Source organism: Pseudomonas sp. D3-27 (assembly GCF_051132165.1).
In the GTDB taxonomy this organism is placed as follows: domain Bacteria; phylum Pseudomonadota; class Gammaproteobacteria; order Pseudomonadales; family Pseudomonadaceae; genus Aquipseudomonas.
Genome location: NZ_CP071667.1, coordinates 4,227,063 through 4,248,862, shown reverse-complemented (window position 1 = coordinate 4,248,862; position 21,800 = coordinate 4,227,063). Strand labels below are relative to the sequence as shown.

Below are 21,800 nucleotides of genomic sequence, written 5' to 3'. Positions count from 1 at the left end.
ATAAAGCGCCGGGAAATATATTTCACCCCACGGGCCTGTTTCCAGATGCATTGCTGGAGAGCACAGGCCCAACCTTTGGCGAGGGGATAAATCCCCTCGCCAAAGAAGGTCAGCGTTCGAATGGTAATCGGGTCGCCACAAAAGCATGTGCGGCGTAGGATAGCGGCCTGTTTTCAAGTCTTGCTATCGGAGTTGCCCATGAGCGCCGTCAATCGCGCAGCGGTGGAAGCCGTCCTTCGCCAGTACACCGACCCTTACCTGAACCAGGACCCGGTCAGCGCCGGATGCGTGCGGGCCCTCGATATCCAGGGCGATCGCGTCACTGTCCATCTGGAAATCGGCTACGCCGCCGATCTGTTCAAGAAGGGTTGGGCGCAAATGCTGCAAATGGCCATCGAGGGGCTGGACGGTGTCACGGCCGCCAAGGTCGAAGTGACCAGCGTCATTGCCGCTCACAAGGCCCAGGCCCAAGTGCCTGGACTTGCGAACGTCAAGAATGTCATCGCGGTCGCCTCGGGCAAGGGCGGCGTGGGCAAGTCCACCACTGCCGCCAACCTGGCGCTGGCGCTTGCCCGTGAAGGTGCGAAGGTCGGGATTCTCGATGCGGATATCTATGGTCCGAGCCAGGGCATCATGTTTGGCATCGCCGAGGGTACTCGCCCACAGATAAAAGATCAGAAATGGTTCGTGCCGATCCAGTCACACGGCGTCGAAGTCATGTCCATGGCGTTCCTGACCGACGACAACACCCCCATGGTCTGGCGCGGGCCGATGGTGTCCGGCGCCTTGTTGCAGTTGGTCACGCAAACCGCCTGGGGCGACCTGGATTACCTGGTCATCGACATGCCACCAGGCACCGGCGATATTCAGCTGACCCTGGCGCAGAAAGTCCCGGTGGCCGGCGCGGTGATCGTCACCACGCCCCAGGACCTGGCCTTGCTGGATGCGCGAAAAGGCGTGGAGATGTTCCGCAAGGTGAACATCCCGGTGCTGGGCGTGGTGGAGAACATGGCCGTGCACATTTGCTCGAACTGCGGGCACGCCGAGCATCTGTTCGGTGAAGGCGGTGGGGAAAAACTGGCAACCCAGTACGGCGTCGAACTGCTGGCCTCGCTGCCGTTGTCGATGGTGATCCGCGAACAGGCAGACGGTGGCAAGCCAACCGTCATCGCCGAACCGGACAGCCAGATCGCCATGGTCTACCAGGAGCTGGCTCGCCACGTCGGCGCGCGGATCGTATTGCAGGAAGCCGCGTCGCCTGTGATGCCGAACATCACCGTCAGCGACGATTGATAGAGTGAAACCCTATCCACTGTGGGAGCGAGCCTGCTCGCGATAGCGGTCTGACATCCAACATTGATGCAAGCTGACCCGGCGCCATCGCGAGCAAGCTCGCTCCCACATTTTGCTAGGCGGTGGGTTTAGATCCGCATTCCACCATCCATCTCCAGGATCCGACCGGTGTAGTAGTCGTTTTCGAAGATGTAGGCCGCCGAATGCGCGATTTCCTCAGGCTTGCCCATGCGCTTGAGCGGGATCACCGAAGTCATTCGTTCCAAGGCCTCTGGTTTCATGCCCAGGGTCATTTCGGTTTCGATGAACCCCGGTGCGATGCCCGCCACACGGATGCCGTAGCGCGCCAGTTCCTTGGCCCAGGTCACGGTGGCAGCGGCCACGCCGGCCTTGGCGGCCGAGTAGTTGGTCTGGCCGATGTTGCCGGCGCGGGAGATCGACGAGATATTGATGATCGCGCCGCTGTTCTTCAGCTCGACCATCTTGGCCGCCACTTCACGGGTGCACAGGAACACACCTGTAAGGTTCACGTCGATCACGGCCTGCCACTGGGCCAGGCTCATCTTGGTCATTTCGCCGTCCTTGACCTTGAGCAACAGGCCATCGCGCAGGATGCCAGCGTTATTGATCAGCCCATGGATCGCGCCGAAGTCCTGCGCAACGCGGGCCACCATGTCGATCACCTGGTCTTCATTGGCGACGTTGCACAAGTAGGCGCGAGCCTCGACGCCCTTGGCGGCGCAGGCGGCGACCGCTTGGTCGAGTTTCTCCTGATTGAGGTCGACCAGCGCCAGCTTCGCGCCCTTGCCGGCGAAATACTCGGCCATGGAACGCCCCAGGCCCTGGCAACCGCCAGTGATAATGATTACTTTGTCAGTGAGTTGCATTCTCATGTCCAGATGGCGCAGCGGTGGAGGGACTGTTTAGGTAGCGCTCGATTTGCGGGTTTGGCCCGGCTGCAAGCGAGACAGTCCAGAGGTGTCGGAACATTACTCCACTCGCCTGATCGTTTTCTAGACGGATTTCATTAAAGGAGTCATAAATTGAGCGTCGAAGCAGCCAAGCATGCCCGGGAACTGTTGCTCAAGGAGTACCGTGGAGTGCTCTCCACCCATTCCAAATCCATGCCCGGCTTTCCGTTCGGCTCCGTGGTCCCCTATTGCCTGGACGACCAGGGCCGGCCGCTGGTCTTGATCAGCCGTATCGCCCAGCACACTCACAACCTGCAAAAAGACCCCAAGTGTTCCATGCTGGTGGGCGAGCGGGGCGCTGAGGATGTACAGGCCGTGGGGCGCCTGACCTACATGGCCGAGGCCCGTAAACTCGAAGATAGCGTTGCCATCGATGCCGCCGCCGAGCGTTATTACCGCTACTTTCCCGAGTCGCAGAACTATCACAAGGCCCACGACTTCGACTTCTGGGTGCTCGATCCGGTGCGCCATCGCTACATCGGGGGTTTCGGCGCCATTCACTGGATCGATCAGGTAACCCTCTCCAACCCGTTCGCCGGCAAGGCTGAAACCAGCATGATCGACCATATGAACGCTGATCACGCCAAGGCCATCGCCCATTACGTGGAGTTGAGCGGCCTGCCGAAAAACGAACCGGCGCGTTTGGTCGGCATCGACAGCGAAGGTATGCACTTGCGCATCGGACAAGGGCTGTATTGGCTGGCGTTTCCGAACCCTTGCAACACGCCGACACAAGTGCGCGAAGCCTTGGTTTATCTGGCTCACGCCGAGCAATGGCCAAAAAATGCCGAGGTCGATGCTTGAATTCACGAAAGGGCGACGTCATTTAGGTTTTCATAGCAAGGTCTTCTTGCGTTGAGGAACCCTTTGATGCGCCCATTTTTATTGCTCTTTCTGCTGTTCCCGGTGTTGGAGCTGTTCGTATTCGTCAAGGTCAGCGGTGCGATCGGGTTCTTCCCGGCGCTGTTGCTGGTCATTCTCGGCTCGATGCTCGGCGTCTTCGTGTTGCGCATCGCCGGCCTCGCCACGGCGTTGCGTGCCCGTGAAAGCCTGAACCGTGGCGAGCTGCCTGCGCAGACCATGCTGGAAGGACTGATGCTGGCCTTGGGTGGCGGCCTGTTGATCCTGCCTGGTTTTATCAGCGACGTGCTGGGCCTGGTCATGTTGTTGCCGTTCACCCGCCGCTTGCTCGCCAACAAGATGCGCCAGCGTGCCGAAGAGCAGGCGATGCGCCAGCGAGCGTTCGCCGATGATCTTCAGTCCCGGGGCGGCCCGGCCCCCAGGGAGCCCGTAGGTCGCGAGCCGAACGTGATCGAAGGCGAATTCGAACATCGCGATCCCAAGTGACCCTTCAATCAACTTTCCCAAGCAACTATCGAGCAGCACGGCACCTTCGGGTGCCGTGTCCGTTTGAGCCTTCGTAAAGCAAAAATTTTCATCGCCGCCCCTTGTAATCGACTTGCACGCCCTTATGTATGGGTCACCGCAAGGTTTCCGGTGGCGACACTGGACAGACTTCCGCGGTTCGCTTGACGAACCGCACCCCGGCTCCGCCGGCTTTTGTTAAACCCGCCGGGACTACACCGGCCGATGAAAACCAAAATTAGGAGAGATCGACAATGAAGCTTCGTCCTCTGCATGACCGCGTCGTCATCCGTCGCAGCGAAGAAGAGAAGAAAACCGCTGGCGGTATCGTCCTGCCAGGTTCGGCTGCTGAAAAAGCCAACCACGGTGAAGTTCTCGCTGTAGGTCCAGGCAAGGCACTGGAAAACGGTGAAGTACGTGCGCCGGCCGTGAAAGTGGGTGACAAGGTTGTGTTTGGCCCTTACTCCGGCAGCAACACTGTGAAAGTCGACGGCGAAGACCTGTTGGTCATGAGCGAGAACGAAATCCTCGCTGTTCTCGAAGGCTGATTTCCCCGCTCATTTTCCCGCTACTACAAAGTATTTAAGGAATATCGATCATGGCTGCTAAAGAAGTTAAATTCGGCGATTCCGCCCGCAAGAAAATGCTCGCCGGTGTCAACGTCCTGGCTGACGCAGTAAAAGCGACCCTGGGCCCGAAAGGCCGTAACGTGATCATCGAGAAGAGCTTCGGCGCTCCGACCATCACCAAGGACGGCGTTTCCGTAGCCAAGGAAATCGAGCTCAAGGACCGCTTCGAAAACATGGGCGCGCAACTGGTCAAAGACGTTGCCTCCCGTGCCAACGATGACGCTGGTGACGGTACCACCACCGCGACCGTACTGGCCCAGTCGATCGTCAACGAAGGCCTGAAAGCCGTCGCTGCCGGCATGAACCCGATGGACCTCAAGCGCGGCATCGACAAGGCGACCATCGCCATCGTCAAGGAACTGAAGGGTCTGGCCAAGCCTTGCGCTGACTCCAAGGCGATCGCCCAGGTTGGTACCATTTCCGCCAACTCCGACAACTCCATCGGCGACATCATTGCCGAAGCCATGGAAAAAGTCGGCAAGGAAGGCGTGATCACCGTTGAAGAAGGCTCGGGCCTGGAAAACGAACTGTCGGTTGTTGAAGGCATGCAGTTCGACCGTGGCTACCTGTCCCCGTACTTCGTCAACAAGCCAGATACCATGGTTGCCGAGCTGGACAGCCCGCTGATCCTGCTGGTCGACAAGAAGATCTCCAACATCCGCGAAATGCTGCCAGTGCTGGAAGCCGTTGCCAAAGCCGGCCGCCCACTGCTGATCGTGGCTGAAGACGTCGAAGGCGAAGCCCTGGCGACTCTGGTTGTGAACAACATGCGTGGCATCGTTAAGGTTGCAGCCGTCAAGGCTCCAGGCTTCGGCGACCGTCGCAAGGCCATGCTGCAGGACATCGCCGTTCTGACCGGCGGTACCGTTATCTCCGAAGAGATCGGCCTGAGCCTGGAAAGCACCACCCTGGAGCATCTGGGTAACGCCAAGCGCGTGATCCTGTCCAAGGAAAACACCACCGTGATCGACGGTGCTGGCAACGATGCCGATATCCAGGCTCGTGTGACCCAGATCCGTGCACAAGTGGCCGAGACCTCGTCCGACTACGACCGTGAAAAACTGCAAGAGCGTCTGGCCAAACTGTCCGGCGGCGTTGCGGTGATCAAGGTTGGCGCCGGTTCCGAAGTTGAAATGAAAGAGAAGAAAGCCCGCGTTGAAGACGCCCTGCACGCAACCCGCGCAGCCGTTGAAGAAGGCGTGGTACCTGGCGGCGGCGTGGCATTGGTTCGTGCTCTGCAAGCCATCAGCGAGCTGAAAGGCGACAACGACGACCAGAACGTCGGTATCCAACTGCTGCGTCGCGCTGTCGAAGCACCTCTGCGTCAGATTGTTGCCAACTCCGGCGACGAGCCAAGCGTAGTGGTCGACAAGGTCAAGCAGGGTTCGGGTAACTACGGTTACAACGCTGCTACCGGCGAATACGGCGACATGATCGAAATGGGTATCCTGGACCCAGCCAAAGTGACTCGTTCGGCTCTGCAAGCGGCTTCGTCGATTGCCAGCCTGATGATCACCACCGAGGCGATGATCGCTGAAATCAAGGAAGACGCTCCAGCTGGCGGCGGCATGCCAGACATGGGCGGCATGGGTGGCATGGGCGGCATGATGTAAGCCAGCCTTACCCCTGTAGCGAAAAACCCCGCCTGCGAAAGCAAGCGGGGTTTTTTATTGCCTTGGATTTTGACGCGGGGGCGCATTTTTCCTGGGGGGACCTGTGGGAGCGAGCTTGCTCGCGATGACGGTACATCAGTGCCAGATATGGAAACTGACACACCGCAATCGCGAGCGAGCTCGCTCCCACAGGGTTATTCCATGCTCAGGCGTTAGCGGGTTGGTTCAGCGCTGCGCGATCAGCCATGGCAGCCGGTCGATACAGCACGAAGTAGTAACACCCCAGGCAGATCAGCCAACAGAACACCGCTGTCCACACGTTATGGGAGAAAAAATGCGCCCCTTGCATCATCCGACCCACGGAGAAAACGGTGCCCAGTGCGAAGGCAAATACCAGTGATTGACGGGCCAGGCGGGGACGGCGGTCGCGTAATACGAAGAACAGCGCAAACAGCGTGAACCCCGTTGCGGCATGTCCGCCGGGCCAGCAACGGCCGGGCTTGTCAGTGGCCGGGCGCGGGCTCAGCAATTCACTGTAGGTTTCCTTGCCGCCAAACTCCTTCAGGCTCCAAGGGCATTGCACCGCCGTCACGGCCTTCAGCGGCGTGACAAACGCCGTTGCCAGCGCTAGCGATAAGACCAGGCAACCGAGTTCACGCTTGAACGGTGTGAGGCGATCGACAAAAAACGAAGCGATGAACCCCGCGACCGCCAGGATGCAGAAGACGATGACCATCTGCTTGGCCCGGTCGTGCAGGATGTCTTCGAGAAAAAAACTATGCCGTCCGATGAATCCGCCCTCGGCCGCACTGTAAAAAAGACTGGCAAGGTCCATGTCAAGCGTAGTCAGTTCCAGCACCACCAGGATCAGCGCAACAACTACAGGCACCCCCAGCGCGATTCCGAAATTCAATGGCCTTGAAACAGGGCGAAGGCTAGCGCAAACCATGGACAGTACCTTTTGTGGATGTTCTTGAGCAGCAGGTTGCGCCCAGTCTCGTCCGCGTCGCGTTGGGCAGGCGTGAATGCGGGGTGAAAAACTCGTCAATGCCCCAACCCCAGCCGAGACAACCCTAGCCGCGGAACACGCTTGGCCTTAAGCTGCGCGGGCCACGACGATCGCCTACGTGTGCAGGAGAGATGCCCATGCGAATTCTATTGGTCGAAGACAACCGCGACATCCTGGCCAACCTGGCCGATTACCTGGGACTCAAGGGTTATACCGTCGATTGTGCCCAGGATGGTTTGTCGGGTTTGCACCTGGCCGCGACCGAGCACTACGACCTGATCGTGCTCGACATCATGCTGCCAGGCATCGATGGCTACACCTTGTGCAAGCGCCTGCGTGAAGACGCCCGGCGTGATACGCCGGTGATCATGCTCACCGCGCGGGACCAGCTGGACGACCGCCTGCAGGGATTCAAGTCCGGGGCTGACGATTACCTGGTCAAGCCTTTTGCGTTGTCGGAATTGGCCGCGCGGATCGAAGCGGTGATGCGTCGGGCCCAGGGTGGCGGGCGTCGCGCGTTGCAGGTCGGCGACCTGAGCTACGACCTCGACACGTTGGAAGTGACCCGTGAGGGCCGGTTGCTCAAGCTCAACCCCGTTGGCCTCAAGTTGCTCGCGGTACTGATGCAGAAAAGCCCCCACGTGCTGCGCCGGGAAATCCTCGAAGAAGCCCTGTGGGGCGATGATTGCCCGGACAGCGACAGCCTGCGCAGCCACGTCCACCAACTGCGCCAGGTGATCGACAAACCGTTCGAGAAACCACTGCTGCACACGGTGCATGGCGTCGGTTACCGCTTGGCCGAGGGCCGGGATGGAGTTTAAGCAGAGCCTTGCCCAACGGATCATCATCGCGTTCGCCTTGATGAGCGCGTTGGTGGCGGGCGCATTTGCCCTGGGCATCGTGGCAACCGTTCACCTGGTGGAGGAAAAACTGATTTCCGCCGGCCTTGGCGGTGACCTGCAACGTCTGCTGCTGATGGACAGCGTCTCCGACTGGAGTCATCGGCCTGAACCCGATCAGTTGTTCTATTTCAGCGGCGGTCCGGGTGACTTCGAGTTGCCCAAGGACCTGCGTCACCTGGATCGGGGCTTTCATGAAGTGTTTCGTGAGCAACTGTCCTACCACGCGATGGTGGAAATCGTTGACGGTCGCCATTACGTATTGCTGCAAGACCAGAGCGATTTCGAGGAGCGCGAACGGGTATTGTTCGCCGTGGTGTTGGTGGGCTTCGTGCTCAGCCTGGCGCTGGCGGTATTCCTCGGATGGGTGCTGGCACGTCGAGTGATGGCACCTGTAGTGCGTCTGGCTCGCCAAGTGCGGCATCGCGACCAGCTCCTTGGACTTGCCCCGCCGCTCGCGCCGGACTATGCCGCCGACGAAGTGGGCGAGCTGGCCGTGGCGTTCGACGCTACGTTGGGCCGATTACGCCAAGCCTTGACCCGTGAGCGTTTATTCACCAGCGACGTCAGCCATGAATTGCGCACGCCGTTGATGGTCCTTGCCACGTCTTGCGAATTGCTGTTGGAAAACCCGGCGCTTGACCAGCGGGGGCGTACCCAGGTTGAACGCATCAACCGGGCCAGTGAGGAGATGCGTGAGTTGGTGCAGACCTTCCTCATGCTTGCCCGGGCCCAGCGCGAAGACAATGGAATCTCCCCTCGCTCGACCCTTGGACAGGTAGCGGACAACCTGCTCGGTGTCTGGCGCGCGCCGATCGAGTCCAAAGGTTTGACGTTGATCTTCGAGCCCGGGCAAACGACCGATACGCTGTACAACGCCACATTCCTGACCGCCGTCATGGGCAACTTGCTGCGTAATGCCTTGCATTACACCGACCAGGGGTTTATCCGCGTCTCCCTGACGGTCACTGGGTTCATGGTCGAGGACAGCGGCGTGGGCATCCCCGAAGAGAAGCGCGAGGCGATGTTCGAGCCATTCGTGCGAGGTAATGAAAAGCGTGGCGAGGGCTTGGGGCTGGGCCTTTCGCTGGTACAGCGAATCTGCGAGGACCAGGGCTGGACAGTGAGCCTCAGTACGATGGAGCCCAACGGTTGCCGTTTCGAGGTGGAGCTGAATCCAAAGGGTTGAAGTGCGTCCCGGAAAAGCCTTGAAATGATTCGCTCAGATCCATGACGGTTTTTTCACGAGGCGATGACACATCTGTTCATAGGCTGGGCCCATCAATAACGGAGGGGCCCCCATGTCCAAAGCCATCAAGCTGGATTTTTCCGAAAAGTACGACGAGCAACACGCCAGGCAATATTTCCATAAACACCGCAGCGGGTTCAGCCGCCGCCTCTCCAATCGGCGCGACCAGCAACTGGCGCGCCGCGCCTTGGCCCTGGCCGGTGACCCTGGCCTGGTACTGGACCTTCCTTGTGGCGCCGGACGTTTCTGGCCCTTGTTGGCCGAGAAATCGAACCGGGTCATCATCGGCGCGGACAATTCCGCAGCCATGCTGCAAACCGCAATGAGCGTCCAACCCGCCGATGTCGTAAAACGGGTACAACCTTTGCACACTTCTGCGTTCGACATCGCCTTGCCTGATAACGCCGTTGACAGCATTTTCTGCATGCGTTTGTTGCACCACATCGGTGAACCCGCGCATCGCCTGGCAATCCTGCGTGAATTCGGGCGTGTCAGCCGCGACAGCGTCATCGTTTCATTGTGGGTCGATGGCAATTTCAAGGCTTGGAAACGCAAGCGTCTTGAGCGAACCCGTGGGCAGAAAGACTACCAGAACCGATTTGTGTTACCGGTTGCTACAGTGGAGGCCGAATTTCGACAAGCTGGCTTCCGCATCCAGGAACAACTGGATTTCCTACCGCTCTATGCCATGTGGCGAGTTTATGTATTACGCAAGGGGTAATGGGCATGGTTGTACAAGCAGTAGAAGCCCCGGCGGCTTCTCGCAGTTGCTTTGATCATTTTTGGAATCAAAGGGGTGACTGGGTAGAGGAACCCAACACGCGGCGGGGCGGTGAAAGCGGTGTGCAACGGATCAACGACGGCGACGGATTGCTCTATTCCAAGCGCCAGACCGGCCATATCTACCGCAGCTTGTTGCACCCCTTCGGCCGTCCGACTGTCTTGCGCGAAGAGCGAGCCTTGGTGGCCCTGACAGAACTCAATGTCACGGTGCCTCGGGTGGTTTTCTGCGGTGCGCAGAGGGACCCGGTACATAAATGGCGCGCGCTGTTGGTTACCCAAGCGTTGGACGGTTTCGAGGAAATCGAACAATGGTACGCCGCGGGTGGGCGCGAACGTCATGGCGAGGCGGTGCATGACCGTATCCTCCAGGCGTTGGCCGAAAACCTGGCTCGCATGCACAAAGGGCGATGGCAGCATGGCTGTCTTTATATCAAGCACGTATTCGTGCGTGTAACAGGGGAGGGCGAGTCGGCCAAGGCTGAAATCGCACTGCTGGACCTGGAAAAATGCCGTCAACGCCTGACTGCCCGCAGCGCGGCCGCCCACGACATGAGGCAGCTGCGGCGCCATTCGTCGTTCCACGATGGCGACTGGAAAAAACTCGTCTACTTTTATACAACGGCGTTTGGCAGCGCTATCAAAGGTTTATAGCGATGAAAGTAGAAATTGCTAGAGGTTTGTTCTTGATCGGAGCCCTGGCAGTTACGTCAATGGCGGTGGCGGTATGGGAACAGCCGCGCTCGCAGATTCTCAGTGCCTCCACGGTGGGCGCCCATTGCCCTGTGCCTCGGATTGCCAAGGCCAGCGAGGCGATCCAACCGGACAACGATCTGCTGTTGTTCATGTTTGGCCTGTCTCAAGGCATGAAGCCGCAAAGTTGAGTTTCATGACTTAAAACAAAGGCCTCGCATTTGCGAGGCCTTTGTTTTTTTAGGTCAGCATTGTTCCGGCAGCCTGTGTTACCGCTTCTGCGGTTTTGCCAGCAAGGTGTAGACGCAAGGCAATACGAACAGTGTGAACAAGGTACCCACCGACATTCCCGTGGCGATCACTGTGCCGATGTCGAAGCGGCTCACCGCCCCGGCACCGGTGGCCAGGATCAACGGCACCATGCCGAATACCATCGCCGCAGTGGTCATCAACACTGGCCGCAGACGAATCGATGCGGCTTGTTCCACGGCCTCGCGCGGGCTCAGCCCTTGTTCCTTGCGCAGCTGGTTAGCGAACTCGACGATCAGGATGCCGTGCTTGCTGATAAGCCCGATCAACGTCACCAGGCCTACCTGGGTATAGATGTTCATGCTCGACCAGCCGAGGAACAGCGGGATCAATGCGCCGCAGATTGACAAGGGCACCGTCACCAGGATTACCAGCGGATCCCGGAAGCTCTCGAACTGCGCCGCCAGCACCAGGAAAATGATCGCCAGGGCCAGGGCGAAGGTTCCCCACAACGCGCTGCCTTCTTGTACGAATTGGCGTGAAGCCCCTGCGTAGTCGAAGGCGAACCCCACCGGTGCTTCCTCGCGAGCGATCTGGCGGACCGTCTCGATGGCCTCGCCCATGCTCACCGTGGGGAAACCCGAGATCGTCACGGCGTTGAGCTGCTGGAACTGGTTCAGTTGCCGCGGTCGTGCCTGGTCGCTGACCTTGATCAGCGTCGAGAGCGGGAGCGATTCACCCTGGGCATTCTTGACGTAGTAGTTGTTCAGCCAGTCCGGATTGTCCCGGAACGGTCGTTCGACCTGGGCTATTACCTTGTAGCTGCGTCCTTCCAGGGTAAAGCGGTTGATCTCCGACTCACCCAGCAACGTCGCCAGGGTTCCGCCCAGGTCCTGCATGGAAACACCCATCTGGGCAGCCTTGGCCCGATCGATATCCACCACGACCTCGGGCTTGTCGAAAGCCAGGTCAATGTCCATGAAGGCGAACTTGCCGGACTCCAGCGCCCGTTTCTTGACTCGCTCGGCAATTTGCAGAAGCGTCGTGTAGTCCTTCGGCGAATTGATGACGAACTCGAAGGGCAACCCTTCGCCCGTGCCCGGCAGCGAGGGCAGGTTGAAGCCAAAGATCTGTAGGCCCGGGATGCTTTCCAGCTTGGCCTGGACCTCCGGCAAGATCTCCATCTGGGTGCGGTTGCGTTCGTTCCAGGGCTTGAGCAGGAACCCGCCGATGCCCGACTGCACGCCGTTATAGCCGTTGATCTGAAAGGAAGAATAGTACTCAGGGAATTCCTTGAAGATCGTGATGAAGTGATCGGTATAGGCGTTCAGGTAATCGAGGTTGGTCGTCTTTGGTGCATTGGCCATCATGAATATGATGCCCTGGTCTTCGTCTGGCGCCAGCTCGGACTTGGTGAACATGATCAATACCGGTATCAACAGCAGCACGATCACCGCAAACACCAGCACCACGGGCCTGGTTTCGAGCGTGGCATGAAGCATGCGCTGGTAACGGTTCTTCAGGCGTTCGAAGATTACGTCCAGCCGATGGGCCAGCCCCGAGGAATTCTGGTCATGGCGCAGCAGCATCGCGCACATCATCGGCGACAGGGTCAGGGCGACGATGCCGGATATCACCACCGCCCCGGCCAAGGTCAGGGCGAACTCCTTGAACAGCGCGCCCGTCAGGCCTTCGAGCAGGCCGATAGGCGCGTAAACCGCCGCCAGCGTGATGGTCATCGAAACCACCGGCATGGCGATTTCCCGGGCGCCTTCTATGGCAGCGTCGAACGGGGTCTTGCCTTCCTCCATATGTCGATGGATGTTCTCCACCACCACGATGGCATCATCCACCACCAGGCCGATCGCCAACACCATGGCCAGCAGTGTCAGCAGGTTCATGGAATAGCCCATCAACTGCATGAAGAACATGACCCCGATCATCGACAGGGGAATGGTCACCACCGGGATGAGCACCGAACGCAAGGCGCCGAGGAACAGGAACACCACGACAATGACGATCAGGACCGCCTCAAACAGGGTTTTTACCACCTCGTCGATGGAGGCCTGGATGAAGAGCGTGGCGTCGTAGGCGATCTCGGCCTTGAGGTTGGTCGGAAGCTGGGCTTCCATCTCCGGCATGATCTTGCGAACTTCCTTGATCACATCCAGCGGGTTGGCGCCGGGCGTGGCCTTGATGCCGATGTACACCGAGGGCGTGCCGCCAAAGGAACTGATGGTGTCGTAGTTTTCGGCGCCCATCTCCACCCGCGCCACGTCCTGTAGCAAGACGCGGCTGTCGCCGTCGGTCTTGAGGGGTATGCCTGCGAAGGCTTCGGCGGACTTGAGTTCGGTGTTGGCGTTGATGCTGGTGACGACGTATTCGCCTTTCACCTCGCCGGCGGCGGAGACGAAGTTGTGCTGGCGCACGGCGTTGGTCACGTCGGCGGCGGTCAGGCCAAAGCCCGCGAGCTTGACCGGGTCCAGCCACAAGCGCATGGCAAAGACCTGGTTGCCGAGGATCTCCGCTTCGGCCATGCCGGGCAGTGTCGCCAGCTTCGGCTGGATCACCCGCGACAGGTAGTCGGTAATCTGCGGGTTGTTCAGTTCCTTGCTGAAGAAACTGATGTACATCAGCGCCGAGGCATCGGCAGCCTCACGGCTGAGCACCGGGTCCTCGGCATCCTGGGGCAACTGGTTCTTGACTTCGTTGGCCTTGGCCAGCAGTTCGGTGAAGAGCCGGTCGCTGTTGGAGCCAATGCGGGCATAGACCGAGATCACCGAGAAATTCTGCCGACTGACCGAGGTCATGTAGTCGATGCCCTCGGCACTGGCCAGGCTCTGTTGCATCGGCTGGGTGATGTAGCCCTGGATGGTCTCGGCGTTGGCGCCGGGATAGGCGGTGGTCACCGTGATCAGCGCGTTTTCCATTTGTGGATACTGACGCAGGGGCAGTTTGCTCCAGGCCTGGAAGCCCAGCAGCACGATCAACAGGCTGACCACGGTGGCGAGCACCGGGCGGCGGATGAACGGATCGGTAAAAGCCATGGGGGTTCCTTGATCAGTCCGCGCGCGGCGAGCTGTTCTGTTCGGTCAGGGTCTTGTCGTCACTGATGGCGACGGGCGTACCGTTGTCCAGCTTGATCTGGCCGCCGATGACCACTTCCTCGCCACTTTGCAGGCCCTTGGTCACCAGGACTTGCCCGTCCCGGCGCTCTCCCGTTTCGACGAAGCGGCGCTCGGCAATCAGGACCGGCTGGCCCTTGTCATCTTTCTCGACATTGCCGTCGGCGGCTTTCTTCTGGGTCACTACGTACATGGAGTTGCCGTAGAGGGTGTAGGTCACGGCGCTTTCCGGTACGACGATCCCGGCAGCCACGTCCGGCAGGATCACCTGCAGGTCGGCGAACATGCCGGGCAGCAGCTTGCCGTCGGGGTTGGCGAGGGTCGCGCGCACCAGCACGTTGCGGGTGCTGTCCTCGACCTTGGGATTGATGGCGCTGATGGTGCCGACGAACGTCTGGCCTGGGTAGGCCGAGACATTGACATTGACGGGTTGGGCCACGGCGAGTCGAGGCACCGACTGTTCCGGGACATAGAAATCCACATACAGGCTGCTGAGGTCCTGCAGGGTGGCGATCACCGTGCCGCTGGCCAGGTAATCGCCGATGTCCACCTGGCGAATGCCGATGGTGCCACTGAACGGCGCGACGATGTGTTTCTTTGCCAGCGAGGCCTTGAGCTGGTTGACCGTGGCCTGGTTTTTCTTCAACTGGGCTGAGAGCCGGTCGAACTCACCCTTGGAAATCGCCTGGCTGCCTACCAGTTGCCGGCCCCGGCCGAAATCCAGCTGCGACAGGCCAAGGTCCGCCTGGGCGGTTTCCAGCAGGGCGCTTTCGACTTCGGTGTCCAGTTGCAGGAGCGGTTGGCCGGCCTTGACCTTCTGCCCCGATTCGAACTGAAGCTTTTGTACGGTCCCGGCAATTTCCAGGCTCAGGTCAACGCCTTGCGAGGCCTTGAGGCTGCCGACGGTGGGCAGGCGAGACTGCCAGGGCTGCTCGGTGGCCTTGGCCACCGCAACGCTGACTGGTGGTTTCGGGGCAGAAAACATCTGGATTTGCTGGTAGATGGAGAAGGCCTTGTAGCCTGCCAGCAACAGCACCACCAGCAGGACAACACCCAACATGATCAGCATGCGGCGTCGCAGCATGTTCCACTTCCTTGGAAAAGAGCTGAGAGAAAATACAGATAGGCGGGCACATTACTCTGAGTGCGCGGGGTATTCCAGATGCTCTAGGGTCGGTGGGGTGTAGGATTGTTCCGAAAAATCAGGGCGCCTTGCACCGACGCCCTTCGCTCCCTCGCTCAGGCCAGGTGCAAATGGTTGTCCCAGAGCCCTGCCGGCAGGTCCAGCGGTTTTGCAACCAATTGTGATTGACGGCAATCGTAGTAGCGGCAGCGCCCCTGGCCCGACGTCACGACGAAGCCGTCGGCCACCGCGCCGACTCCGGCGCAATCCGGCAAAGGCGCGTCCAGGCGAACCTCGCCGCTATCCAGGTCCCAAATGAAAAAGCGGTTGCCCCGTGGAGCCGTCAGGGCCACCAGGCGCAGTTCGCTGTGCACGGCGACGCTGGCGGTGTAGTGCCCCATGGCTTGCAATTGGTATTCGGGCACCGGGAACGCCTTGAAGGGTTGGCCCGGGCGCTTGATCGCCAGCAGTTCCGACGGCTCGTGGGCCGCCCCCATGAATTGCTGGCCGGAGACGATGGTCCCGTCGCTGGCAATGCCCAAATGGCGCACGCTGTTCATTTGCTGAGGGAGGGTTTCCTTGCTCAACAACGTGCCGTCGCGCTGCATCAGCACCAGGCTGGGTTCCATGGCATCGAGATTCATCTCGACCCGGCTCTCGGCCTCGGTGCGGATGCCGCCGTTGGCCACCACCAGCGTCTCGCCGTCGGGCATCCACGACACCTGATGAGGACCGATGCCATGGGTTGGAATTTCGCCGCTGTGCACCAGCCGCTCGCCTTCGAAGCGGTACATGCCCAGCAGGCCGCGGCCCGGATCGCGAGTGTCGTTCTCCGTGGTGTACAACCATTCGCCACCCTTGTGGATCACCGCATGGCCGTAGAAATGCCGGTTCGGCCGCGAGGCGATGGTTTGTAGCAGCCTGCCGTCGCGCAGCTCGATCAGATAGCTTTCGGTGCCTGGACGGCGGGCAACGAAAAACGCGATCGGCAGCGTCGGGTGATTGATGATGTCATGGCAGCGCTGGCCGACCTGGGTGGCGAACACCCGGGTGCCGTCCAATCGATAGCCGACGGCGAAGTGATTGCCTTCACCATCGTCCCGTGCCGAAAGCAGCAGCGGACTCTTGTCCTTTTGCTTGAACAGCGTCCAGCCGCCCAGGGTAACCGCGCCCAGCAGCAAGCTGCCGAGCGCCAGAGCCTGACGTCGAAACATGATCAGTCACCGTCGTTGGCGTTGAAGCCCAGTTGAATGCCCAGCGCCTTGGCCAATTCGCCTTCATGCAGGCGGTGGACGACGTTGAGGCTGTCGTACAACTCGTTGAGTTGCTGGCGCCCGGCGTCGTCGCCGAGCATTTCGGTAAGCGAGCGTTGGCTGCTGGCAAAAAGCTTCAGCGACGCGTCGTAGGCAGCGTCGATTTTGTCGGCCAGCGGTTTCTGGTCGCTTGGCAGCAGGCCGCGCAGGCCTTTGTTGTCGACGCCGGCCCACACGGTCCTGGCGGCTTTCAGGCTGGCTTCCAGCCCTTGCAGCGAAGACTGGCTGCGCCAGGCGTCGGCCTGGAATGGTTGCGGCACGCCCTTGCTCTGGCGGCCCATCGGCGTACCGAGTTTTTTCTTCAGGGTGTCCAGCGCAGTGACCTGGACCCGTAGCAGATCGGCGATCGCTTCGTGGGAATCGGCGTAGCGTTGGTTGGGAAACTTGCTCATCTGGGCGAGCATGCCGTCGTTGCTGTTCCAGCCCGACAGGATTCCTTCGGCCAGTTGCTTCTGACGTTCGCCGATGGCGGTAAGCAGCGGGCAGTACTTGGCTTTCTGAGCGCTGTCGGCCATGTCGATTTTCGCGTCGAACAACAGGTATTCATAGGCCGAGAGCCCTTGCACGACCACGCTGGACTCGGCCAGGCCGGCGGCGTCGATCTGCGGCTGGCTGTTGACCAATTGCTCGACCTGGCGACCGACCAGGTTCTTCTTGTCGGGCCAGAATTGCACCTGCCAGGCGCGGTTGCCCTCGGCCAGCGGACCGATCAGCAGCGGTTGCAGCTCTGCCCAGGCTTTTTGCGCCTTGAGGAAATCGGCGCGCGCGGTTTCCAGGTTTTCCTTGCCTTGGCAGAACGCCAGGGCGCTGGTCGCCAACTGCCGGTCAGCTTCGACCCAGCGGCTGTAGGTCGGCAGGATCACCTGCTTGGCAATGGCGGCCGACGTGACCGCCTGCGGGTCCTGGGGCGAGCAAGCGCCGAGGGCGATGGCGGCGAGACTGGTGAATAACAGCTTGGGACGGAACATGTCGGGCTCCCGTTTCGGAAATCAAGTTTAAAGAGAATTCAGGAAAGCCAACAACGCAGCGCGCTGCTCGGCATTGAATGCTAGAACCTGTCGCTGCGCCGCCTGGGCTTCGCCGCCATGCCACAGCACGGCTTCGAGCAGGTTGCGGGCGCGACCATCATGCAGGAATTGGGTATGGCCGTTGACGGTCTCGGTCAGGCCGATGCCCCAGAGCGGCGGGGTCCGCCAGTCACGACCGCTGGCCTTGAACTCGCTGCGGTTGTCAGCCAGGCCTTCGCCCATGTCGTGCAGCAGCAGGTCGGTGTAGGGGCGGATGACCTGGTTCGCCAGCTCCGGTTCGGCAGCATTGGCGGACGTAGTGTATTTGGGGGTGTGGCAGGATTGGCAGCCCGCCTGGAAAAACAGATTCTTGCCCGCCAGCACCTGGGGCGAATCCACATCGCGGCGGGCCGGCACCGCGAGGTTGCGACTGTAGAACAACACCAGGCGCAGGATGTTATCGCTGACTTCCGGCTCGCCCTGTGGGCCGTTGCCGTTGGGCGCGCGTTTGCAATCGGCCTGGGCCTCGGTGCAATCGTCGAACGGCCGCAGACTGGTTGTCAGGCCCATGTCCCCGGAAAATGCATGAACGTTCTGTTGATTGAGGTTCGGCTGGCCGGCCTTCCAGCCGAACCTCCCCGGCACGGCCTTTTGCTGGACATCGTCCCAGACCATGTTCGGACGGCCGGCGATACCGTTTTTCGCCCGCGCCTGAGCCTGGGCATTCGCCAGGATGGCGTCTTCAGGGATGGCCTCGAGCAAACCCAGGCCGATCATGGGCGGGGCGACGCGGGCCGAAAAACGCGTGTCGGGGTGCATCGGGCCATAACCCAATCGAGTGATCTGCAAGGCCGGCTTGCGCAGCTCCACGACGGTGCCGTCGGCAAAACGCACCGGCACCGGGGTGTAGTCGACTCGTACCTTGCCCTCCGGCGCGACGCCAGGAACCGACATGTCTTGCAATTGCGCGCCATAGACCGGCTCCGGCACGACGCCGAGCTGCTCGATGACCTTGGCGTAGGGGGGCGCGTCAGGAATCGACAGGCGCACCAGCATCGATACCGCGCTGCTCGCATCGGGTGCCGGTGGATGGCCGCGTCCATCCTTGATATGGCAATTCTGGCAGGCGTTGGTATTGAATAGCGGTCCGAGGCCGTCGCGGGCGGTCGTGGTCGAGGGCGCAATCACCCACGGGCTGCGGAAGAAACTGTTACCGACGCTGAAATCCACGCGTCGCGAGGGGGGCAGGTTGGCCGAAGGCAGGGAGAACGCGTTCTGATCAGCCTTGCGCACCGTCGCGCCGCCGCCGGACTTGGCTTCGCCGGGTTCGGCCTGGGTGAAACGCGGGGCGTCATCGCAGGCACTCAGGCCCAGGGCCAGGAACAGAGCGCATAAGCGAAGAGGCAACGACAACATCGGAAATCCTGCGGGACGAGTGAAACGCGGGCGCAAAGTCTAACAGGGCGGGGCAGTTTGAATAAGAGGAATTATCGTTTGGTTTGATCGGGGTGCACTTGATTCCTGTGGCGAGGGAGCTTGCTCCCGCTGGGGTGCGAAGCAGCCCCAAAACCAGGCGCCGCGGTGCAACAGGTAAATCCAGCCAACCGGTTTGCGACTGCTGCGCAGCCGAGCGGGAGCAAGCTCCCTCGCCACGGGTTCACTGTTGTTCTGTAGGGGAGACCACCGCCCCTGGCACCAACGGCAATTCCAGCGTCGCAATGAATCCGCCCTCGGGATGGTTGGCCAGTCCCAGCGTGCCGCCATGGCGCTCGGCGGCGCGGCGGGCGATCGCCAGGCCCAGGCCGTGGCCAGCGGCGGTCTGGCCGGGGGCGCGGTAGAACGGTTCGCCCAACTGGCCCAGATGCTCCGCCTCCACGCCAGGCCCGTGATCGCGCACGCTGATAAGAATTCGTTCCCCCTGGCGCACCGCGCGCATTTCAACGGGCTGCCCGTTGGGACTGAAGCGCTGTGCATTGCGCAACAGGTTGTCCACGGCCCGCTCGATCATGGTCGGCCAGCCCTTGAGGGTCAGGCCCGGTTCCGTTTCCAACTGCACGATCTGCTCCGGTGAAGCCATCTGGGCGTCTTTTTGCAGGTTGATCAGCAGACCGTTGAGATCAACTTCTTCGGCGCTGGCGTTGTCGGCATCGACCCGCGCCAGAACCAGGATTTCACTGATCAGCGCTTCCAGGCGATCACATTCGCGGGTCAGGCGCGGCCAGAGTTTTTCGCGCTCTTCGGGGCTGGCCCGCTCCGCCAGCGCCAGGGCGATGCGCAGTCGGGCCAAGGGCGAGCGCAGTTCATGGGACACGTCGCGCAGCAATTGGCGCTGGCTGGCGATCAGGCTCTGCAGGCGCGCACCCATGCGGTTGAAATCGGTGGCCAACACGCCAAACTCGTCCCGTCGGTTGGCCAGCTTGGCGAGGCTGTTCTGCTGGTAGGTCGCTTGTCCCAGATCGTGCACCGCGCCGCGCAGCCGGCTCAACGGCCGGGTGATGGAAAGCGTCACCAGCAGGCTGAACAGGGTCAGCACCACCAGCGCAATCGCCAAGGCGCTGAGGGGCCAGAGCAGGCTGTCGCGATGCCAGGCGTCCAATTCGGGGTGGGGAATGCGATAGATGAACAGATAGGTGTCGCCGGTCTTGGCGCTGGTGAATTCGTCGGTCAGGCGCCGCCAGGGCAGGCGGCGTTCGTCGTTGTTCTGTCGCGCCTCGAAGGCAGCGGCCCGATGTGGGAACGTGCCGCGCACCACCGGGTCGCCGCTTTCGTTGAGCACCTGGACATCGACGTGATACTCGCGCTTGCGTTGTTTGAGGATGTCCTGGGCGGCATCTTCGCCCTGGCTTTCGTAAGTCTGCGTCCACTCTTCGGCCAGGGTGTTGAGGCCCGGATGGCGGCTGAGGATCCAGGCGTCCTGGTTCAACATATGGCCCAAGAGAATCGAAAGTCCCGCCACCAGAGCGATGGCCAACCAGAAGCTGGCCAGGACGCGCCAGAACAATGAACGCACGGAGTTATCCTCGAAAACAAAGAAAGCCCAACGGCGATGTGCCGTTGGGCTGATGGTGCTTCAGTGCATTATTGCGCTTTTTGCGGCTGTTGCGCTTTCCAGGCCTTGAATTCGGCCCACTCGGCCCGACGTTCGGCGCGTTTTTTCTGGAGCGCATCAAACGCCTTTTGCTGCTCGGGTTTCAACAGACCGCGGATCTGCGCATCGACTTTCTGATGCCGAGCGTCCATTTCATCTTTCATGGCTTTCTGGTCGGCTGGCGAGAGCTTGGCCAGGTATTTGTCCACCAGTTCCCGTTGCTCGTGGCGTTGCTCGCCCATGATCTGGCGGATCTGCTGGCGTTGTTCACGGCTCAGGTCCAGTTGGCTGTACGGGCCTTTATCGTGCATCTGGCCGCCGTAGCGCGGGCCATCCATCGGGCCCATCGGGCCTGGACCTTCGGGCATGGCCATGGCGACGGTCGGCAGGGCAGCGGCGAACAGCAGGGCGGTAAGGGTCTTGCGCATGGTGTCTCTCCTTGTCTCATTCCCGGTCAGTTCCGGATGTGTGCAGATTACGGAGATCAAGGTCAGCGGCGGTCAGGGGTGGGTAAAGCTTGGGTAAAGACGTTTTTGTGCAGACCTGACAAATCTCGGAGTCTGAACATAATCCCCGTGGCTAGGGAGCTTGCTCCCGCTGGGCCGGTCCGACGCTTCGGGCGAAGCGGCTCCAAAGATCTTGCGGTTGCTGCGCAACCGAGCGGGAGCAAGCTTCCTCGCCACAGGGTTAGCCATGTCTCTTGGTTCAAGCCGTGTTCAAAGGCTGTAGTAATACCCCCGGCTACGCAGGGCCACGATGCGCGGCCTGCCGTCGGGGTGGGGGCCGATTTTCTTGCGCAGGTTGCTTACGTGCATGTCGAGGCTGCGGTCGTACAGGGTCAGCTTGCGGCCCAGGGCGATCTGCGCCAGCTCCTGCTTGTCCAGGGGCTCGCCCGGCTGCTTGAGCAACGCTTCGAGCAGGCGGCTTTCAGATACGGTGAGGGTTTGTTCCTGTTCATCGATGTTGACCACCCCCCGCACAGGGCTGAAGGTCAGGTCACCCAGTTCGATCTGGCTGGAAACCGCCGCCGGATGGCTGCGACGCAACACGGCCCGCAGGCGGGCGGTCAGTTCCCGTGGGTCGCAGGGCTTGGCCAGGTAATCGTCAGCGCCCAGCTCCAGGCCAAGGATGCGGTCCAGCGGCTCGCCACGGGCCGAGAGCATCAGCACCGGCAGCTCCGGGTGATCGTTGCGCAGTTGCTTGAGCAGTTCCAGGCCGCTGCCGTCGGGCAGCATCACATCCAGCACCACCGCCGAGGGGGCGGTTTCGGCCAGGGCCTTGCGGGCGCTCAGGCCATCGTGGCAAGCACGGACCTGGAAACCTTCCTGGCCCAGCCAACTGCCAAGGAGCTCACACAGCTCCTGGTCATCATCTATCAGTAACAGCTCGCTCAT

At 60.9% G+C, this 21,800-nt stretch carries 20 protein-coding genes; 10 read left to right on the top strand and 10 right to left on the bottom strand.

All coding sequences use genetic code 11. The features are described from left to right. Window positions 1-198 precede the first annotated feature (198 nt). Window positions 199-1,293, top strand: coding sequence for an iron-sulfur cluster carrier protein ApbC (gene apbC / locus J3P92_RS19305; RefSeq protein WP_420765211.1), 1,095 nt, complete (start codon window positions 199-201; stop codon window positions 1,291-1,293). Window positions 1,294-1,421: 128 nt separating this feature from the next. Here the strand turns inward: apbC and J3P92_RS19300 are convergent, their stop codons facing one another. Next, window positions 1,422-2,180: an SDR family oxidoreductase gene (locus J3P92_RS19300; protein WP_434560281.1), complete on the bottom strand. Its 759-nt coding sequence runs from the start codon at window positions 2,178-2,180 to the stop codon at window positions 1,422-1,424. A 156-nt stretch (window positions 2,181-2,336) separates the two neighbouring features. Between J3P92_RS19300 and J3P92_RS19295 the strand changes: the two genes are divergently transcribed. The 4 genes from J3P92_RS19295 to groL all read left to right on the top strand — a co-directional run bounded on the left by J3P92_RS19295 (window position 2,337) and on the right by groL (window position 5,871). Further along, on the top strand, window positions 2,337-3,068 hold the full coding sequence (locus tag J3P92_RS19295) for a HugZ family protein (RefSeq protein ID WP_434648709.1): 732 nt from the start codon (window positions 2,337-2,339) through the stop codon (window positions 3,066-3,068). Window positions 3,069-3,134: 66 nt separating this feature from the next. Further along, window positions 3,135-3,611: an FxsA family protein gene (locus tag J3P92_RS19290; RefSeq protein ID WP_420765208.1), complete on the top strand. Its 477-nt coding sequence runs from the start codon at window positions 3,135-3,137 to the stop codon at window positions 3,609-3,611. Window positions 3,612-3,883: 272 nt separating this feature from the next. Continuing rightward, window positions 3,884-4,177 carry a co-chaperone GroES gene (locus tag J3P92_RS19285; protein ID WP_039591772.1) on the top strand — a complete coding sequence of 98 codons (294 nt, stop codon included), beginning with the start codon at window positions 3,884-3,886 and terminating at the stop codon, window positions 4,175-4,177. Window positions 4,178-4,227: 50 nt separating this feature from the next. Continuing rightward, on the top strand, window positions 4,228-5,871 hold the full coding sequence (groL, locus tag J3P92_RS19280) for a chaperonin GroEL (protein WP_030142514.1): 1,644 nt from the start codon (window positions 4,228-4,230) through the stop codon (window positions 5,869-5,871). 205 nt (window positions 5,872-6,076) lie between these two features. On the opposite strand, the gene J3P92_RS19275 is transcribed toward groL, so the two are convergent. Continuing rightward, a complete protein-coding gene (locus J3P92_RS19275; RefSeq protein WP_434648708.1) occupies window positions 6,077-6,820 on the bottom strand; it encodes a phosphatase PAP2 family protein in 744 nt (247 codons plus the stop codon). A 197-nt stretch (window positions 6,821-7,017) separates the two neighbouring features. Here J3P92_RS19275 and colR point away from each other — a divergent pair, with 197 nt between their 5' ends. The 5 genes from colR (at window position 7,018) to J3P92_RS19250 (ending at window position 10,692) form a co-directional block, all read left to right on the top strand. After that, complete coding sequence (gene colR / locus J3P92_RS19270) at window positions 7,018-7,701, top strand: two-component system response regulator ColR (RefSeq protein ID WP_039591775.1); 684 nt, start codon at window positions 7,018-7,020, stop codon at window positions 7,699-7,701. Beyond that, window positions 7,691-8,968, top strand: a complete 1,278-nt coding sequence (locus J3P92_RS19265; RefSeq protein WP_434648706.1) for a sensor histidine kinase — start codon at window positions 7,691-7,693, stop codon at window positions 8,966-8,968. Before colR ends, J3P92_RS19265 begins: the two co-directional genes overlap by 11 nt. Window positions 8,969-9,080: 112 nt before the next feature. Beyond that, on the top strand, window positions 9,081-9,749 hold the full coding sequence (locus J3P92_RS19260) for a class I SAM-dependent methyltransferase (protein WP_420765204.1): 669 nt from the start codon (window positions 9,081-9,083) through the stop codon (window positions 9,747-9,749). Between the two features lie 5 nt (window positions 9,750-9,754). Next, on the top strand, window positions 9,755-10,462 hold the full coding sequence (locus tag J3P92_RS19255) for a lipopolysaccharide kinase InaA family protein (RefSeq protein ID WP_434648704.1): 708 nt from the start codon (window positions 9,755-9,757) through the stop codon (window positions 10,460-10,462). A 2-nt stretch (window positions 10,463-10,464) separates the two neighbouring features. Continuing rightward, on the top strand, window positions 10,465-10,692 hold the full coding sequence (locus tag J3P92_RS19250; RefSeq protein WP_420765202.1) for a hypothetical protein: 228 nt from the start codon (window positions 10,465-10,467) through the stop codon (window positions 10,690-10,692). Window positions 10,693-10,770: 78 nt separating this feature from the next. Here the strand turns inward: J3P92_RS19250 and J3P92_RS19245 are convergent, their stop codons facing one another. The 8 genes from J3P92_RS19245 to J3P92_RS19210 form a co-directional block, all read right to left on the bottom strand. After that, a complete protein-coding gene (locus tag J3P92_RS19245) occupies window positions 10,771-13,797 on the bottom strand; it encodes a multidrug efflux RND transporter permease subunit (RefSeq protein ID WP_420765201.1) in 3,027 nt (1,008 codons plus the stop codon). 13 nt (window positions 13,798-13,810) lie between these two features. Further along, a complete protein-coding gene (locus J3P92_RS19240) occupies window positions 13,811-14,959 on the bottom strand; it encodes an efflux RND transporter periplasmic adaptor subunit (protein ID WP_420765200.1) in 1,149 nt (382 codons plus the stop codon). A gap of 155 nt (window positions 14,960-15,114) precedes the next feature. Continuing rightward, the gene (locus J3P92_RS19235) at window positions 15,115-16,212 is read right to left on the bottom strand and encodes a DUF1513 domain-containing protein (protein WP_434648702.1); all 1,098 of its coding nucleotides are present in this window, start codon (window positions 16,210-16,212) and stop codon (window positions 15,115-15,117) included. A 2-nt stretch (window positions 16,213-16,214) separates the two neighbouring features. Further along, a complete protein-coding gene (locus J3P92_RS19230; RefSeq protein ID WP_434648701.1) occupies window positions 16,215-17,279 on the bottom strand; it encodes an imelysin family protein in 1,065 nt (354 codons plus the stop codon). Between the two features lie 27 nt (window positions 17,280-17,306). Continuing rightward, entirely contained in the window at window positions 17,307-18,734 is a 1,428-nt protein-coding gene (locus J3P92_RS19225; protein ID WP_434560273.1) for a di-heme oxidoredictase family protein, read from the bottom strand. A gap of 241 nt (window positions 18,735-18,975) precedes the next feature. Next, complete coding sequence (locus J3P92_RS19220) at window positions 18,976-20,328, bottom strand: sensor histidine kinase (protein WP_434560271.1); 1,353 nt, start codon at window positions 20,326-20,328, stop codon at window positions 18,976-18,978. Window positions 20,329-20,396: 68 nt separating this feature from the next. Then, window positions 20,397-20,834: a Spy/CpxP family protein refolding chaperone gene (locus J3P92_RS19215; RefSeq protein ID WP_434648699.1), complete on the bottom strand. Its 438-nt coding sequence runs from the start codon at window positions 20,832-20,834 to the stop codon at window positions 20,397-20,399. Window positions 20,835-21,122: 288 nt separating this feature from the next. Further along, window positions 21,123-21,800 carry a response regulator transcription factor gene (locus tag J3P92_RS19210; RefSeq protein ID WP_434560269.1) on the bottom strand — a complete coding sequence of 226 codons (678 nt, stop codon included), beginning with the start codon at window positions 21,798-21,800 and terminating at the stop codon, window positions 21,123-21,125.